Below are 15,464 nucleotides of genomic sequence, written 5' to 3'. Positions count from 1 at the left end.
TCGGGGCATCTATCCGGCCCGTGTTCGGCATGGGATGATGCGCCGCTTCGATTGTTGTCGTCCCGCCGGGAATCATTTGCCGTCGACGGCAGACCAACGAGCAAGCGGGCCGATCGACGGCCGGTGTAATCGCTATCGACAGGAGGGGATGTGTCACGAACCGTTCATTTCGCAGCAGGCGCCGGTAAAAGCCGGGTGTGGGGTATGGCCTTGGGCCTGTCCATGAGTCTGTTCGCGGGCAGTAGCTGGGCATTCAGTCTCGACGACGTTGCGGTGAAGGCCGAGAAGCTCGCGGCTGCGGGGTATGCCGCGCCGCAGAGCAACCTGCCGGCGGTGTTTCGGCAGATGGCCTTCGCCGATTATCAGCAGCTGCGCTTTCGCGGCGACAAGGCGCTCTGGCATGAGGCGCAGACGCCGTTCGAGGTGCAGTTCTATCATCAGGGCATGCACTTCGACGTGCCGGTGAGAATCAACGAGATCACTGCCGAGGGCGTCGAAAGGGTCCGCTACGATCCGGAAATGTTCGATTTCGGCAATGTGCAGGTCGATCCCGCCGCGCTGGAGAACCTCGGCTTCGCCGGCTTCAAGGTGCTCTATCCGCTGAACGAGCCGGACAAGGCGGACGAGCTGATCACGCTGCTGGGCGCCAGTTATTTCCGGGTGGTCGGCAAGGGCCAGGTATACGGCTTGTCGGCGCGCGGGCTGGCGATCGACACGGCGCTGCCGAGTGGCGAGGAGTTTCCGCATTTCCGCGAGTTCTGGATCGAGCGGCCCGAGGCCGATCGGCGCAATCTGGTGATCTACGCGCTGCTGGACTCGCCGCGTGCCACCGGCGCCTATCGGATGGTGGTCACGCCGGGCAAGGACAGCACCGTCGACGTGCAGGCGCGTGTCTATTTGCGCGAGCCGGTGGAGAAGCTCGGTCTCGGCGCCCTCACCAGCATGTACCTGTTCGGCGCCAACCAGCCGAGCCGGCAGCTCAACTACCGTCCGCAGCTTCACGACTCCGAGGGGCTGGCGATCCATGCCGGCAACGGCGAATGGATCTGGCGCCCGCTGAACAATCCCAAGCGCCTGGCGATCAGCAGCTACAGCGTGGAAAACCCGCGCGGCTTCGGCCTGCTGCAGCGCACCCGGGATTTCGGCCGCTACGAGGATCTCGATGATCGCTACGAGCTACGCCCGAGCGCCTGGGTCGAGCCGAGCGGCGACTGGGGCAAGGGGCACGTGGAGCTGGTGGAAATTCCCACGCCGGACGAAACCAACGACAACATCGTCGCGTTCTGGGTCCCCGAGCAGCGGCCGGAACCACGCGAGCCGCTGGATTTCGCCTATCGCCTGCACTTCACCATGGACGAGCCGGCGCTGCATGACCCGGCGTTGGCCTGGGTCAGCCAGACGCGGCTATCGACCGGCGACGTCAAGCAGTCGAATCTGATCCGCCAGCCCGACGGCAGCATGGCGCTGATCGTCGACTTCACCGGGCCCAACCTGGCCGAGTTGCCGGCGGATTCGCCGGTGACCACGCGGGTGAGCATCGACGACAACGCCGAACTGGTGGAGAACAGCCTGCGCCACAATCCGGCGAGCGGGGGCTGGCGCTTGACCTTGAGGCTGAAGGTGCGCAATCCGGCCCGACCGGTGGAACTGCGCGCAGCCTTGGTGGATGGCGAGAAAACGCTTTCCGAAACCTGGAGCTACCAGATACCGAGCAATGAATAACCCTGCGCTGCCAACCCTTGCCGGACCCTATATCGATCGACTGCCGCTCGCCGACGACGAGCGTCAGGCCCTGGCCCGCGAAGCCGAGCACGAAGGCGGCGGGCTGGAAGGCCTGCATCGGGCGCTGGCGCGCCGCGTGCCGGACATCGACGACGGTGCCACGCCCGCTGCCGGTCTGCTGGGCTCGGTCGCCGCGCGCCTGAAACTCGGCTGGGGCGAAACCCTGGCGCGCGCCCGGGCGCTTGCGCGCGATCACCAGGGGCGCGTCTGCATCCGCTCGACACCGCCGATCGTGCGCACCCGGATGGTGCCCGAGCCCTGGCATACCAACGTGCTGCGCCTGAGCTGGTGGCGATTGCTGCGCACGAAGAACCGGGCGGTGGACATGCCGCCTCCGGTCGAGATGAACCGCTCCGGCTGGCGCCGGGTGGCGGGCCTGCGCCGTACCACGTTGCTGCTGCTGATGCTGGTGCAGACCGCCATCGCCACCTGGCACATGAAATCCGTACTGCCCTACCAGGGCTGGGCCCTGGTGGACCTGCACGAGGTATTCCAGCAGCCCTTGCAGGAGTCGGCGCGGCAGATCCTGCCGTACGTGGTTCAAACCAGCATCCTGCTGCTGTTCGCGTTGTTGTTCTGCTGGGTGTCGGTGGGCTTCTGGACGGCGCTGATGGGCTTTTTCCAGCTGCTCAAGGGCCGCGACCGCTACAACATTTCCGCCAGCACGCTGGGCGACGAGCCGATCCCGCGCGAGGCGCGCACCGCGCTGGTGATGCCGATCGCCAACGAAGACGTCCCGCGGGTGTTCGCCGGCCTGCGCGCCACCTACGAATCGCTGCTGGCCACCGGGGAAATCGAACATTTCGACATCTTCGTGCTCAGCGACAGCAACGACCCCGATACCTGCGTGGCCGAGCAGAAGGCCTGGCTGGAACTATGCCGCGACGTCGACGGCTTCGCCCACATCTTCTATCGCCGGCGGCGGCGCCGGGTGAAGCGCAAGAGCGGCAACATCGACGACTTCTGCCGCCGTTGGGGCAGCAGCTACCGCTACATGGTGGTGCTCGATGCCGACAGCGTGATGAGCGGTGCCTGCCTGACCAGCCTGGTACGGCTGATGGAGGCCAATCCCGGCGCCGGCATCATCCAGACGGCGCCCAAAGCGTCGGGCATGGACACCCTCTATGCGCGGATGCAGCAGTTCGCCACGCGGGTCTACGGCCCGCTGTTCACCGCCGGTCTCAACTTCTGGCAACTGGGTGAATCCCACTACTGGGGCCATAACGCGATCATCCGGGTCAAACCCTTCATCGAGCATTGCGCACTGGCACCGCTGCCGGGCAAGGGCTCGTTCGCCGGCGACATCCTCTCCCACGATTTCGTCGAGGCGGCATTGATGCGCCGCGCCGGCTGGGGCGTATGGATCGCCTACGACCTGCCGGGCAGCTACGAGGAACTGCCGCCCAACCTGCTCGACGAGCTCAAGCGCGACCGTCGCTGGTGCCACGGCAACCTGATGAACTTCCGGCTGTTCCTGGTCAAGGGCATGCACACGGTGCACCGTTTCGTGTTTCTCACCGGCGTCATGTCCTACCTCTCCGCGCCGCTCTGGTTCGTCTTCCTGGCGCTGTCGACCGGACTGCTGGCGATCCACACCTTGATGGTGCCGGAGTATTTCCTGCAGCCGAACCAGCTCTATCCGTTGTGGCCGCGCTGGCATCCGCAGGAGGCCATCGCGCTGTTCACGGCGACGCTGACCTTGCTGTTCCTGCCCAAGTTGCTCAGCGTGCTGCTGATCTGGATCCAGGGCGCGCATGAGTACGGCGGGCGTTTGCGGCTGTTGCTGTCGATGATTCTGGAATCGCTGTTCTCGATGCTGGCGGCACCGGTGCGCATGCTGTTCCACACGGTGTTCGTCACCGCCGCGTTCCTCGGCTGGTCGGTGCAATGGCAGTCGCCGCAGCGCGCCGACAACGCCACGCCCTGGAGCGAAGCCCTGCGCCGGCATGGTTCGCAGATGCTGCTGGGCGTGCTCTGGACGGCGCTGGTGGCCTGGCTCGATCCCGATTTCCTCTGGTGGCTGGCGCCGATCGTGGTATCGCTGATCCTGTCGGCGCCGGTCTCGGTGATCACCAGCCGCACGGGGCTGGGGCTGGCGGCCTTGCGCCGCAAGCTGTTCCTCATCCCGGAGGAATTCAACCCGCCGCAGGAACTGGTGTCGACCGATCGCTACACCCGGCAGAACCAGGACAACGCACTGCATGACGGCTTCGTCGCCGCCACGGTGGACCCGATCTACAACGCGCTGGTGTGCGGCATGGCGCGGGCGCGGCACGCCAAAGTGGTTGCCGGCGCCGAGGTGTTGCGCGAGCAGCGCATGCAGCAGATTCTCGACGCCGGTCCGGAAGGCGATGCCGAGGCGGCGCGCTGGCGCCTGCTCAACGATCCGGACGGCATGGCGCGCCTGCACCAGCGCGTCTGGGAGGACCCGCGCTACCAGACCTGGCTCGATGCTTATGGCCGTGGCGAGGCGCAGGCGAACCCGTAGCGGCGGGGGCCGGCGCCGGTCGCGCCCATTGGAGGGGGCGTAGGCGCCGCCGTTATCAGAACCAGAAGCGGATACCCGCGACGAGGCGGGTTTCGCGTGTGTCCTCGCCGTCGGCGCGCAGCAGGTCGGCGCTGTTGCCGTAGGCGCGGGACCAACTGACCCCGACATAGGGTGCGAACTGCCGGCTGATCTCATAGCGCAGGCGCAGGCCCAGGTTTGCGTCGCTGAGGCCGGCCCCCACGCCGCGGGCTTCGTCGTTGCGCCCATGCAGGTTGAGCTCGGCGGTCGGCTGCAGCACCCAGCGCCGGGTCAGCAGGATGTCGTAGTCGGCCTCCAGGCGCAGCGCGCTCTGGCCGCCTTCGCCGAGGAAGGCGGTGATCTCGGTTTCCAGTCCGTACAGCGGCATGCCCTGCACGCCGAAGGCGGCCCAGGTTTGCGCCGAGCCGGGCTCGAAGTCCTGGCGCACGCCGGCGACGGTTTCCCACCAGGGGCCGATGGCGTGGCTCCAGAGCAGCTGCAGTTCGGCTTGCTCGGTATGGCCGTTGCTGCGCTCGCCCTCGGAGCGGAAGGCCAGGCGGTCGACGTCGCCGCCGATCCAGCCGCTCAGGTCCCAGGCCAGGGTGCTGCCTTCGTCGGCGTCCTGCCATTCCAGCTGGTCGGCGAGGAAGAGGAAGTTGCTGCCGCCCTGATGCATGGGGTGCGGCGGCAGGTCGGGGAAGGCCGCGGCGCGGTCCGCATCGCGGATCGTCGGCACCGGCGAGCGCGATTCCCGGCTCGGTGGGATGCCGCTGGCCGGTGGATGCGCCATCGCGCCGTGGTCCATGCTGCCGTGGTCCATCTGGCCAGGCCCGGTCGGTGCAGCGTGGCCGGCGTGACCGGAATGATCCATGGCCTGCTGCGCCTGGCTCGCCGTGGCGGCGAGGCTCAGGACGATGGCGACGGCCAGCGTCTTTTTAGTGATCATGCGGAGTGCCCTGGCCGGCGTCCTTGGGCATGTCCTTGCTCATTGGGCCGTTGCCCATGCCACTATCGCCCATGTCGCCGTGGTCCATCATCTGGCCGTTGCCCATGTGCTCATCGTGCATCTGCATCATCCTGTCGTGATCCATGCCCTGCATCATGCTGCCCCGGCCGGGTTTGGGCGGGGCAGCCTGCTCGGCCGGGGCGTTTTTGGGATGATGGTCGTCGTGTTCGCTCTGCGCATAGGCGCTGCCGAGGTTGAGAGCGGCGATCAGGCCGAAGGCGAGCAGGGCATTTCGTTCGAACGTGTTCATGTGCTTCTCCGTCATTCTTCGACGCGGACTTCGCGGAACATCCCGAGGTCCATGTGCATCAGCATGTGGCAATGGTAGGCCCAGCGGCCGAGGGCATCGGCGCTGACGCGGTAGCTGCGCCTGGCACCGGGCGGCATGTCGAGGGTGTGCTTGCGCACCAGGAAGTTGCCGTGCTCGTCCTCCAGGTCGCTCCACAGCCCGTGCAGGTGGATGGGGTGGTGCATCATGGTGTCGTTGACCAGCACGAAGCGCACCCGCTCGCCGTACTCGAGGCGGATCGGCTCGGCGTCGGCGAAGGGAATGCCGTCGAACGACCAGGCGAAGCGCTCCATGTGCCCGGTCAGGTGCAGTTCGATGGTGCGGGTCGGCTCGCGGCCGTCCGGATCGGCGAAGGTGCTGCGCAGGTCGGCGTAGGTGAGTACCCGCCGGCCGTTGTCGCGCAGGCCGATGCCCGGGTCGTCCAGCTTGGGCACCGGCATCATGGTCTGCATGTCCACCAGCGGATTGCCCTGCTCGCTGGCCGGGTGCGCCTGCATTTCCGCGCTCTCGCGCGCGCCCTGATCCATGGCGGCATGGTTCATCTGGCCATGATCCGTTGCGCCATGTCCGCCGTGCCCGTCATGGGCCTGAGTCGGCGCGGCTGCCTCGCCATGGGCGGAATGATCGCCGTGGCCCATGTCCGCCATGCTCAGCAGCGGTCGCGGATCAGGCGTGGGTACCGGCGCCTGCAGGCCTTCACGCATGGCCAGGCTGCCGCGGGCGTAGCCGCTGCGATCCATGGCCTGGGCGAAGAGCGTGTAGGCCTCCTGGCTGCCGTCCGGCTCGACGATGACGTCGAGGGTTTCCGCTACCGCCAGGCGTACTTCATCCACTTGCACCGGCTCGACGTTCTGCCCGTCGGCGGCGACCACGGTGAGCTTGAGGCCGGGGATGCGGAAGTCGAAATAGGTCATCGCCGAACCGTTGATCAGGCGCAGGCGGATGCGCTCGCCCGGCTGGAACAACCCGGTCCAGTTGCCGTCTGGCGCCTGGCCGTTGAGCAGGTAGGTATAGGTGGCGCCGCTGATATCGGCCAGATCGGTCGGCGACATGTTCATCTTCGCCCAGGCCCAGCGCTCGCTGACGGTGTCACCCCAGCCGTTGTCGGCGACATCGTTGATGAAATCGGCAAGGGTCCGGCGGCCCTGGTTGTAATAGTCGGCCTGCTTTTTCAGCTTGGCCAGCACGCGGGCCGGGCTCTCGTCGGTCCAGTCGGAGAGGAACACCACGTAGTCGCGGTCGTAGGCGAAGGGCTCCGGTTCCTCGGGATCGATGATCAGCGGGCCGTAGACGCCGAGCTGTTCCTGGAACGCGGAGTGGCTGTGGTACCAGTAGGTGCCGCTCTGTTTGACCTTGAAGCGGTACTCGTACAGGCCGTCCGGGGCGATGCCGGCGAAGCTGAAACCGGGCACACCATCCATGTTGGCCGGCAGCAGGATGCCGTGCCAGTGGATCGAGGTGTCCTGCGGCAGGCGGTTGCGCACGCGCAGGGTCACGGTCTCGCCTTCGCGCCAACGCAGCAGCGGGCCGGGAATGCTGCCGTTGATGGCCATGGCGGTGCGGCGCCTGCCGGTGAAGTCCACGCTCATCGAATCGATGGTCAGGTCGAACTCGGTGCCGCTGAGCACGGTCGGCTGGCCGGGGCTGGTCAGCGCCCAGACGGGTTGGCGCCAGAGCCCGAGGCCGGCGAAGGCGCCGCCGGCGGCCAGGCTTTTGACGAAGGTGCGCCGAGAGCTGGTCAATTGCATGCTGGTCCTGTTGGGTCGATCGGAAATGCTTCAGTCGGTATCGCGGCCCGCGTGGTTGCGGGCCGGGTCATCTGTGGGGCTCAGCGAGCAGCCTGGCTGCCTAGATAATCGCCCAGCACCAGGTCGCGCCCCTTGCTGGTGAGCCCGATCACCTGATAGCGCTGGTGCGGCTGGCCGTAATCCATGCCCGGCGAGCCGGCCGGCATGCCCGGTACGGCGACCCCCGCCAGATCGTCGCGCTTGCGCAGTTCGTGGATGGCCGCCACTGGCACGTGGCCTTCGACGAACTTGCCGTCGATCACGCCGGTGTGGCACGAACCCAGACGCGGCGCCACGCCCAGCCGCTGCTTCACCGCGCTCATATTGTTTTCGACGTGATCGCGCACCTCGAAGCCATTGGCCTCGAGGTACTTGATCCAGTCCTTGCAGCAGCCGCAGTTGGCGTCGCGGTGCACGTCGATCACATCGGCGGCGGCGTGGACGGTGCCGCTCATCAGCAGGGCGGCGAGGGCAGTCAGGTAAGGTTTCATACGGTTCTCCAGATCAATGTTCAGTTGCAGCAGCAGCCAGCGCTGCCGCCGCATCCTGTCTTGCGGGCTTCAGCGGCAGGCGAATCGGTCACGGCTTCGGCCGGGTATCCCGCCCCGTCGAGCGCCGCGATCAGCGCCGGACCGTCGGCCGTGCCGACGATGCGGACGAGCCCGGCTGCCAGGTCCACGTCGACCCGCTCGACCCCCGCCAGAGGCTGCAGGGCCGCGTTGACATGTCTGACGCAGGCGCCGCAGTTCATGCCCGAAACCTTCAGTGTGCTCGTGTTCATGCGGTTTTCCTCCCATGGCCAATTCGTTTCGGCCTCGGTTGAATCCTCGACCCTGACATCGTGACAAGGTCAAGCGCTCAGTCGCTAGCTGCCTTGCGCAAGCGCAGCGCGTTGAACACCACCGAGGCCGAACTCACGCTCATCGCCAGCGCGGCGACCAGTGGCGACAGCAGATGCCCGGTCAGCGGATAGAGCAGACCGGCTGCCAGGGGGATGCCCAGGCTGTTGTAGAGGAAGGCGAAAGTCAGGTTCTGGTGCATGTTGCGCACCGTTGCGACCGACAGACTGCGTGCGCGCAGGATGCCGAGCAGGTCGCCCTTGACCAGGGTGACCTGGGCGCTGTTCATCGCCACGTCGGTGCCGGTGCCCATGGCGATGCCGATATCGGCGCGGGCCAGCGCGGGGGCGTCGTTGATGCCGTCGCCGGCCATGGCCACGCGGTGCCCGGCCTGTTGCAGGGCTGCGGCGAGGCGCTCCTTGTCCTGCGGTTTGACTTCGCCGTGGACTTCTTCGATGCCCAGCTGGCGGGCTACCGCGCGTGCCGTGGTGAGCCCGTCGCCGGTGGCCATGATGACCCTGACACCATCGGCCTGCAGGCGCTCGACCGCCAGCCGGGAGGTCGGCTTGATCGGGTCGGCGACGGCCAGCAGCCCGGCCAGCTGGCCGTCAACCGCCAGGTACATGATGCTCACGCCGTCGGCGCGCAGTCGCTCCGATATCGCTTGCAGCGGTGTCGTATCGACGCCGGCCTCGTCCAGCAGGGCGGTGTTGCCGAGCAGCAGCTGTCGGCCGTCGATCCGGCCGCGCACACCGATCCCCGAGGCGGACTCGAAGGTTTCGACAGGGCTGAGCGCAAGCTCCGCTTCGCGCGCGCGGGCTACGATGGCATGCGCCAGCGGATGTTCGCTGCCCTGGTCGAGGCTGGCGGCCAGGCGCAGCACCTGCTCTTCGCTGAAACCGGAGGCGGCGACCACGCTATGGAACGCCGGCCGGCCTTCGGTGAGGGTGCCGGTCTTGTCGACGATCAGTACGTCGATCTTGCGCAGGTTCTCGATGGCGCTGGCGTCGCGGAACAGCACACCGCTGCCGGCGGCCTTGCCGGTGGCCACCATCACCGACATGGGGGTGGCCAGCCCCAGCGCGCAGGGGCAGGCGATGATCAGCACCGCCACTGCGTTGATCAGGCCGAAGACCCAGCTCGGCTGCGGCCCGAAAAGCCCCCAGCCGAAGAAGGTCAGCACGGCGATCAGAACCACTACCATCACGAAGTAGCCGGCGATCACGTCGGCCAGGCGCTGCATGGGCGCCTTGCTGCGCTGTGCCTGGGCGACCATCTGCACGATCTGCGCGAGCATGGTCGCCGAACCGACTTTCTGCGCCTCCATCACCAGGCTGCCGTGGGTGTTGAGGGTAGCGCCGATCAGGCTGTCGCCGGCGCGCTTCATCACCGGCAGTGGCTCGCCGGTCAGCATCGATTCGTCCACCGCGCTTTCGCCCTCGAGTACGCGGCCATCCACCGGTACTTTCTCGCCGGGGCGCACGCGCAGATGGTCGGCGACATGGACGTGACTCAACGGGATATCCCGCTCGCTGCCGTCGGCATCGATTCTGCGCGCGGTTTTCGGCGCCAGGCCGAGCAGCGACCTGATCGCGGCCGAGGTCTGCGAGCGCGCCTTGAGTTCGAGCATCTGGCCGAGCAGCGTCAGCGAGATGATCACCGCGGCGGCCTCGAAGTACACGCCGATACGTCCGTCCTGCATGAAGGTCGCCGGAAATACCTCGGGCGCCAGGGTCGCGACCAGGCTGTAGAGGTAGGCCGCCGCCGTGCCGAGGCCGATCAGCGTCCACATGTTCGGGCTGCGCTGGCTGACCGAGCGCATGCCGCGCACGAAGAACGGCCAGCCGGCCCAGAGCACCACCGGCGTCGCCAGGGCCAGCTCGACCCAGTTCTGCGTGGCGCCATGCAGCAGGGCCAGCGAGTGCCCGGTCATCGCCAGCAGCGTGACGATCACCGTCAGTGGCAAGGTCCACCAAAAGCGGCGGGTGAAATCGCGCAGTTCGGGGTCTTCGCGCTCCTCCAGTTCCGGAATCAGCGGCTCCAGGGCCATGCCGCACTTGGGGCAGGTACCGGGACCGATCTGGCGGATCTCCGGATGCATCGGACAGGTGTACTCGGCGCCGGGATCGGCCACCGCCGAGGCGGCAGGCCGCACGTGCCCGGCTTCGCCGTGCGCCCCCTCGGCGGCCGCATAGCGATGCGGATCGGCAATGAACGTGTCCAGGCAGCGCTGGCTGCAGAAGTAGTAGTCGCGCCGGGCATGAACGGCGTGCGGGCCGCCCGTTGCCACGGGCATGCCACATACGGGGTCGCGTTGCACGGCCTGCTCGGCGATCTGGCCGGCATGCGCGGGGATGTGCTCGCAATCGGATGCGTGCGCGTGGCCTGGTAGGCCGTGGGGCCGATCATCGGTCGCCATCATGACCCCCATGCTTGTGGCCGAACAGATGCAGCAGCGGGCAGAGCAGCAGGATCAGGTAGGGCAGGGCCTGGACGGCATGGTCGAAATGCTCGCGGACCACGTAGAAGAGCCCGATTACCGCCAACATCAGCAGAACGACTCTGGTTCGGCTTCGCCAGAACGGCTCATGGAAACCGTGTGATGATGGGCGACTGGACATGGCGAGTCTCCGGGATGGGCGGGAACATTCTGTTGCCTGCACCATAGCCTCGGCGGCCTTACACCAGGCTGATGCGAAGATTACTTTTCTGTCAGCTTCTGGCCGCTGCGGCGGTATCGCTGCACACTGGCGCCACTGCCGGACGAGGAATTGCGATGAAACTGCTGGTCGCCGAAGACGAACCGAAAACCGGTACCTACCTGCAGCAGGGCCTCGGCGAGGCGGGCTTCACCGTCGATCGCGTGACCAGCGGCACCGATACCCTGCAGCACGTGCTGAGCACGCCCTATGACCTGCTGATCCTCGATGTGATGATGCCGGGCCTCGATGGCTGGGAAGTCTTGCGGCTGGTGCGCGCCTCGGGCAACGAGGTACCGGTGCTGTTTCTCACCGCGCGCGACCGCGTCGAGGACCGCGTCAGGGGCCTGGAGCTGGGCGCCGACGATTATCTGGTCAAGCCGTTCGCCTTTTCCGAGCTGCTGGCGCGGGTGCGCACGCTGTTGCGCCGCGGCAATGCGGCGGCGCTGCAGACACAGCTGAAGATCGCCGATCTCGAGGTCGACCTGCTCAAGCGCCGGGCCGTGCGTGCCGGGCAGCGCATCGAGCTGACCGCCAAGGAATTCGCCCTGCTGGAACTGCTGCTGCGCCGGCGCGGCGAGGTGCTGCCCAAGTCGCTGATCGCCTCGCAGGTGTGGGACATGAATTTCGACAGCGATACCAACGTCATCGAAGTGGCGATCCGCCGGTTGCGGGCGAAGATCGATGACGGTTTCGAGCCGAAGCTGATCCACACGGCGCGCGGCATGGGCTACATGCTCGACGAGCCGGACGCGCCATGAGGCGGCTGTCGCTGACCGCACGGCTGAGCCTGATGTTCATGCTCGCGGTGACCGGGGTGCTGGCGGCGGCCGGCTACTTCTTCAGCCAGCTCAGCGAGCATCATTTCGACGAACTGGACCGCCATGCCTTGCACGAAAAGCTCGAGGCGAGCCGGCGCCTGCTCGGCGAGCTACGCGATCTGCAGGCATTCGAGCACGTGCATCCGCAGCTGCAGGCGCTGCTCGGCGGCCACAGCGAGATGCGCGGCTTTGTCTTCGATGCGGGTGGCGCGCAGCTGTTTCCCGAACCGCGGCGCGAGATGGCGGAGCCGCGCCTGCTGGAGCTGATCGGCCGCCAGACCGGCGAGCTGCAGCTGGACGGGCGCGTCTGGCGTGGCGAGGCCGGGCACGTTCAGGTTGGCGAGCAGCGGCTGACCCTGCTGATCCTGCTCGACGTCACCGTGCACAAGGCGTTCTTCCATACCCTGAGCGGCTGGCTGTGGCCGGCGCTGGTGATCTGCGCGCTGCTCAGCGGGCTGCTCGGCTGGCTGCTGGTACGCAGCGGCCTGCGGCCGTTGCGCGAGGTCACCCAGGTGGCTGCGTCGGTCTCGGCGAAATCTCTGCGCGAACGCATTCCCGACGAGTCGACCCCGGCGGAACTGCGGCAACTGGTGCAGGCCTTCAATGCCATGCTGGCGCGGCTGGAGGACGCCTTCGCGCGGCTGTCGAATTTCTCCGCCGATATCGCTCACGAGTTGCGTACGCCGCTGAGCAACCTGATGACCCACACCGAGGTCGCGCTGACCCGCGCGCGCACGCTGGACGAGTACCAGGACAACCTGCATTCCAATCTGGAGGAACTGCAGCGCATGGCGCGGATGATCGACGACATGCTGTTCCTGGCCAAGGCCGACAACGGCCTGATCGTGCCGGACGCCAGGCCCGTCGCGCTGGAGGCGTTGTGCACGCAGTTGCTCGACTACTACCAGCTCGCGGCCGACGAACGCGGGGTGCGCTTCGAGCTGTCCGGCGCCGGCACCATTCAGGGCGACCTGCTGATGCTGCGCCGGGCGCTGTCCAACCTGCTGTCCAATGCGCTGCGCTACACGCCCGATGGCGAGCTGATCCGGCTGGCCATCGAGCGAACCGTCGATGGCGTGGCGCTCAGCGTCGCCAATCCCGGCGCGACCATCGCACCCGAGCATCTGGAAAGGCTGTTCGACCGCTTCTACCGGGTCGACCCCGCGCGCCGCGAAGGCAGTCCGAGCAATGCCGGGCTGGGGCTGGCCATCACCCGATCCATCGTCGAGGCGCATCACGGGCGGATCGGTTGTTCGTCGAGCGTGGGCCTTACGACGTTCAGGCTGGAGTTCCCGTATGAGGCTCAGGGCAGTTGAGATACCAACGCGGATGCGAGGCAATAACTGAATGCTGACTGTGAATATGGGGCCGCTGGCCCTGGCGGTGCCCCATGTATTGCTGCTGGGCAGCCTGTTGTTGGCGACCCTGACCGGCTGGTGGGTCGGCCGGCGCAGCGCGCGCAACCCCGAGCGGCAACTGTTCCGCCTGTTGCTGGTGGCGCTGCTGGTCGCACGCCTGGCCTTCGTGGCGATGTACTGGGCGTACTACCAGGATGACTGGCTGGGCGTCATCGACATCCGCGACGGCGGCTTCATCGCCTGGCCCGGACTGGCGGTGGCGCTGGCGCTGGGTATCTGGTGGAGCTGGCGTGACCGCGAGCTGCGCCGGCCGCTGGGTATCGCGCTGACGGTGGGCGTCCTCAGCTGGGGCTTCGGTAACCTGGCCTGGCATTCCTTCGAACAGGCTACGCGGCTGCCGGAAATGGCGCTGCGCGACAACCAGGGGCGTCCGGTGGCGCTCGAGGATTATTCCGGCCAGCCGCTGGTGATCAACCTCTGGGCGACCTGGTGCCCGCCGTGCCGGCGCGAAATGCCGGTGCTGGCCGAAGCGCAGGCGCGGGAAAGCGACACCCTGTTTCTCTTCGTCAATCAGGGCGAAGGGGAGGGTGAGATTGGCCGCTTTCTGGAAAGCGCAGGCTTGAATCTTGAAAACGTGCTGCTCGACAGCGCTGGGCGTCTCGGTCAGCACGTCGGCTCCACGGCGCTGCCGACCACGCTGTTCTACGACGCCGAGGGGCGCCAGGTCGGCAGCCACCTCGGCGAACTCTCCCATGCCAGCCTGGCGCATGCGCTGGAAAAACTGAAGGAGGCGCAGTGAGCGACTGCTGCGCGGCATGTTTTTTGTGAGGGCTAATTCTGAGCTTCAAGCTTCAAGCTTTTGGCAGGCCTTCGGCCTGCATCGCCGCGAGGTCGCGCCTCCCACAGGTTCCGCTGGGTGTTTGCCGCTTTTGTGGGAGGCCCGCCCCCGGGGCGATGCTTTTCCAGGCAACACCTGCCTATCACTGACAATCAGAGCGCGCCGAACACCTTCTTCGCCAGGCTTGTCGCCGCGGCGGCCGGATTCTTGCGGATGCTCGCCTCCTGCTCGGCGATGACGCTGAACAGTCCATCCAGCGCCTGTTCGGTGACGTAGCCTTCGATATTGGCATAACCGCCGGAGAGGCCCGCCGGCACCTTGGCCGCCACGGCGTTGTACTGCTGCGCCAGGCCGACCTGGTCGGTGGCCTGCTTGACGATGGGCAGGAACTTCGCGCGGATCTGCTCGCGGCTGGATGTGTTCAGGTACTGGGTGGCCGAGTCGTCGCCGCCGGCGAGGATCGACTTGGCATCGGCCACGGTCATGTTGCGTACGGCGTCCAGCAGCAACTGCTGGGCTTCCGGCACCGCGGCCTCGGCGGCCTGGTTCATGCTGTTCTCCAACTGCTCGACCTGGCTGCCCATGCCCATCATTTTCAGCATGCGCGAAGCCTTGCCGATATTGCCCGGCAGCTCGATGCGCACGTCCGGGTCGCTGCTGAAACCGCCGGGCCGCCCGAGCTGCTGCACCGCCACCTTGGCGCCCTGGCTGAGCGCATCCTTGAGACCCGCGCTGGCATCGCTCTGGGTCAGGCCGGAGAGCGACAGGGCGTGGGCGGCGGCAGACAGCATCAAGCTGGCGATAAAGGCGGTGATGCGGATCATGGCAAACCTCAGAGGAATGTGGCCGGGGCCGATAGGCCGAGCATAGCGGGGAAGATCAGCGCTAGCGAGCCTGCTCAAGAGGCCGACAGTATGCCAACTGGCTAGCAGTTCCCCCTCGGCGACCTCGAAAACGATGCCCTCCTCTGTTAGAAGGGCTGTCCGTTGTCCAGACATTCAAGGAGGATTCGTCATGCGTCTGATTCGTCGCGAGCATCGTAACGGGATCAGCCTGAGAAACATCGAAGCGCCGTTTTTCGCGGTGCCCAGGGTCGATAACGAACTGACCTATTGGCACGAGATACCGGGCCTCAGCGAGTTGAGCCGATCCTGCGGCGCAGACAGGCAGCTCATCCTCGCCGCAGTGGAGCGCGGCGACTGGCTGCTCGTCATAGATGACCCATTCAGCCCGTTGAGCAATGACACCTTCGGCAAGTATTCCCACATCACCGGCAAGGGCTGGGTAGGCAGCTTCCATGCGGAGCGTTCGCGCCAGCCGAAAGCCTCGCTACCTGAGGCCGAGCCTATAGCGAAGACCCAGCCACAGGAGCCAGGTTTCTACATCGTGCCCAGGAGCACCACGATCGAGGAGCTACAGGCGCAACTATTCCCCTCACCAGCTCCCGCCGTCATCGAAAAATTCAAAGCCCTGAACCCGAACCTGGGACCAGTGAAGGCCGGACAGATGATCGTGCTCAGCGACCCCGACAACCAGCAA

At 66.7% G+C, this 15,464-nt stretch carries 13 protein-coding genes and 1 pseudogene; 6 read left to right on the top strand and 8 right to left on the bottom strand.

Going from position 1 to position 15,464, the window contains the following annotated elements; genetic code table 11:
- The first annotated feature begins 204 nt into the window (after positions 1–204).
- Together IN820_RS19850 and mdoH are read left to right on the top strand one after the other, a co-directional pair.
- Positions 205–1,722: a glucan biosynthesis protein G gene (locus IN820_RS19850; RefSeq protein WP_193682616.1), complete on the top strand. Its 1,518-nt coding sequence runs from the start codon at positions 205–207 to the stop codon at positions 1,720–1,722.
- Positions 1,715–4,270 carry a glucans biosynthesis glucosyltransferase MdoH gene (gene mdoH, locus IN820_RS19845; protein WP_193682615.1) on the top strand — a complete coding sequence of 852 codons (2,556 nt, stop codon included), beginning with the start codon at positions 1,715–1,717 and terminating at the stop codon, positions 4,268–4,270. The genes IN820_RS19850 and mdoH overlap by 8 nt, the downstream gene beginning before the upstream one ends.
- Positions 4,271–4,325: 55 nt before the next feature.
- Here mdoH and IN820_RS19840 read toward each other — a convergent pair whose 3' ends face one another.
- The 7 genes from IN820_RS19840 to IN820_RS19810 all read right to left on the bottom strand — a co-directional run bounded on the left by IN820_RS19840 (position 4,326) and on the right by IN820_RS19810 (position 10,830).
- Positions 4,326–5,234 (bottom strand): copper resistance protein B, encoded by a 909-nt coding sequence (locus IN820_RS19840; RefSeq protein ID WP_207793713.1) that lies wholly within the window; start codon positions 5,232–5,234, stop codon positions 4,326–4,328.
- Entirely contained in the window at positions 5,224–5,544 is a 321-nt protein-coding gene (locus tag IN820_RS19835) for a hypothetical protein (RefSeq protein WP_193682614.1), read from the bottom strand. The genes IN820_RS19840 and IN820_RS19835 overlap by 11 nt, the downstream gene beginning before the upstream one ends.
- Positions 5,545–5,555: 11 nt before the next feature.
- Positions 5,556–7,331, bottom strand: coding sequence for a copper resistance system multicopper oxidase (locus IN820_RS19830; RefSeq protein ID WP_193682613.1), 1,776 nt, complete (start codon positions 7,329–7,331; stop codon positions 5,556–5,558).
- An 80-nt stretch (positions 7,332–7,411) separates the two neighbouring features.
- Entirely contained in the window at positions 7,412–7,861 is a 450-nt protein-coding gene (locus tag IN820_RS19825) for a DUF411 domain-containing protein (protein ID WP_193682612.1), read from the bottom strand.
- Between the two features lie 20 nt (positions 7,862–7,881).
- A complete protein-coding gene (locus IN820_RS19820; RefSeq protein WP_193682611.1) occupies positions 7,882–8,151 on the bottom strand; it encodes a heavy-metal-associated domain-containing protein in 270 nt (89 codons plus the stop codon).
- 77 nt (positions 8,152–8,228) lie between these two features.
- Positions 8,229–10,631 carry a heavy metal translocating P-type ATPase gene (locus IN820_RS19815; RefSeq protein ID WP_408005253.1) on the bottom strand — a complete coding sequence of 801 codons (2,403 nt, stop codon included), beginning with the start codon at positions 10,629–10,631 and terminating at the stop codon, positions 8,229–8,231.
- Entirely contained in the window at positions 10,615–10,830 is a 216-nt protein-coding gene (locus IN820_RS19810; RefSeq protein ID WP_193682610.1) for a DUF2933 domain-containing protein, read from the bottom strand. Before IN820_RS19810 ends, IN820_RS19815 begins: the two co-directional genes overlap by 17 nt.
- Positions 10,831–10,985: 155 nt before the next feature.
- Between IN820_RS19810 and IN820_RS19805 the strand changes: the two genes are divergently transcribed.
- Genes IN820_RS19805 through IN820_RS19795 form a run of 3 tightly spaced genes read left to right on the top strand, consistent with a single transcriptional unit; the run spans position 10,986 to position 13,886 of the window.
- The gene (locus IN820_RS19805; protein WP_193682609.1) at positions 10,986–11,669 is read left to right on the top strand and encodes a heavy metal response regulator transcription factor; all 684 of its coding nucleotides are present in this window, start codon (positions 10,986–10,988) and stop codon (positions 11,667–11,669) included.
- A complete protein-coding gene (locus IN820_RS19800; RefSeq protein WP_193682608.1) occupies positions 11,666–13,045 on the top strand; it encodes a heavy metal sensor histidine kinase in 1,380 nt (459 codons plus the stop codon). The genes IN820_RS19805 and IN820_RS19800 overlap by 4 nt, the downstream gene beginning before the upstream one ends.
- 31 nt (positions 13,046–13,076) lie before the next feature.
- Positions 13,077–13,886: a TlpA family protein disulfide reductase gene (locus tag IN820_RS19795; protein ID WP_193682607.1), complete on the top strand. Its 810-nt coding sequence runs from the start codon at positions 13,077–13,079 to the stop codon at positions 13,884–13,886.
- A 191-nt stretch (positions 13,887–14,077) separates the two neighbouring features.
- On the opposite strand, the gene IN820_RS19790 is transcribed toward IN820_RS19795, so the two are convergent.
- Positions 14,078–14,749, bottom strand: a complete 672-nt coding sequence (locus tag IN820_RS19790; RefSeq protein ID WP_193682606.1) for a DUF4197 domain-containing protein — start codon at positions 14,747–14,749, stop codon at positions 14,078–14,080.
- Positions 14,750–14,939: 190 nt separating this feature from the next.
- Here IN820_RS19790 and IN820_RS19785 point away from each other — a divergent pair.
- Positions 14,940–15,464: pseudogene (locus IN820_RS19785) on the top strand (hypothetical protein); the annotation flags it as partial.

It is taken from the genome of Pseudomonas lopnurensis (genome assembly GCF_015070855.1).
Taxonomy (GTDB): Bacteria; Pseudomonadota; Gammaproteobacteria; order Pseudomonadales; family Pseudomonadaceae; genus Stutzerimonas; species Stutzerimonas lopnurensis.
The sequence above is the reverse complement of the archived record's forward strand: the minus strand, read 5'-3'. Positions and strand labels throughout refer to the sequence as shown.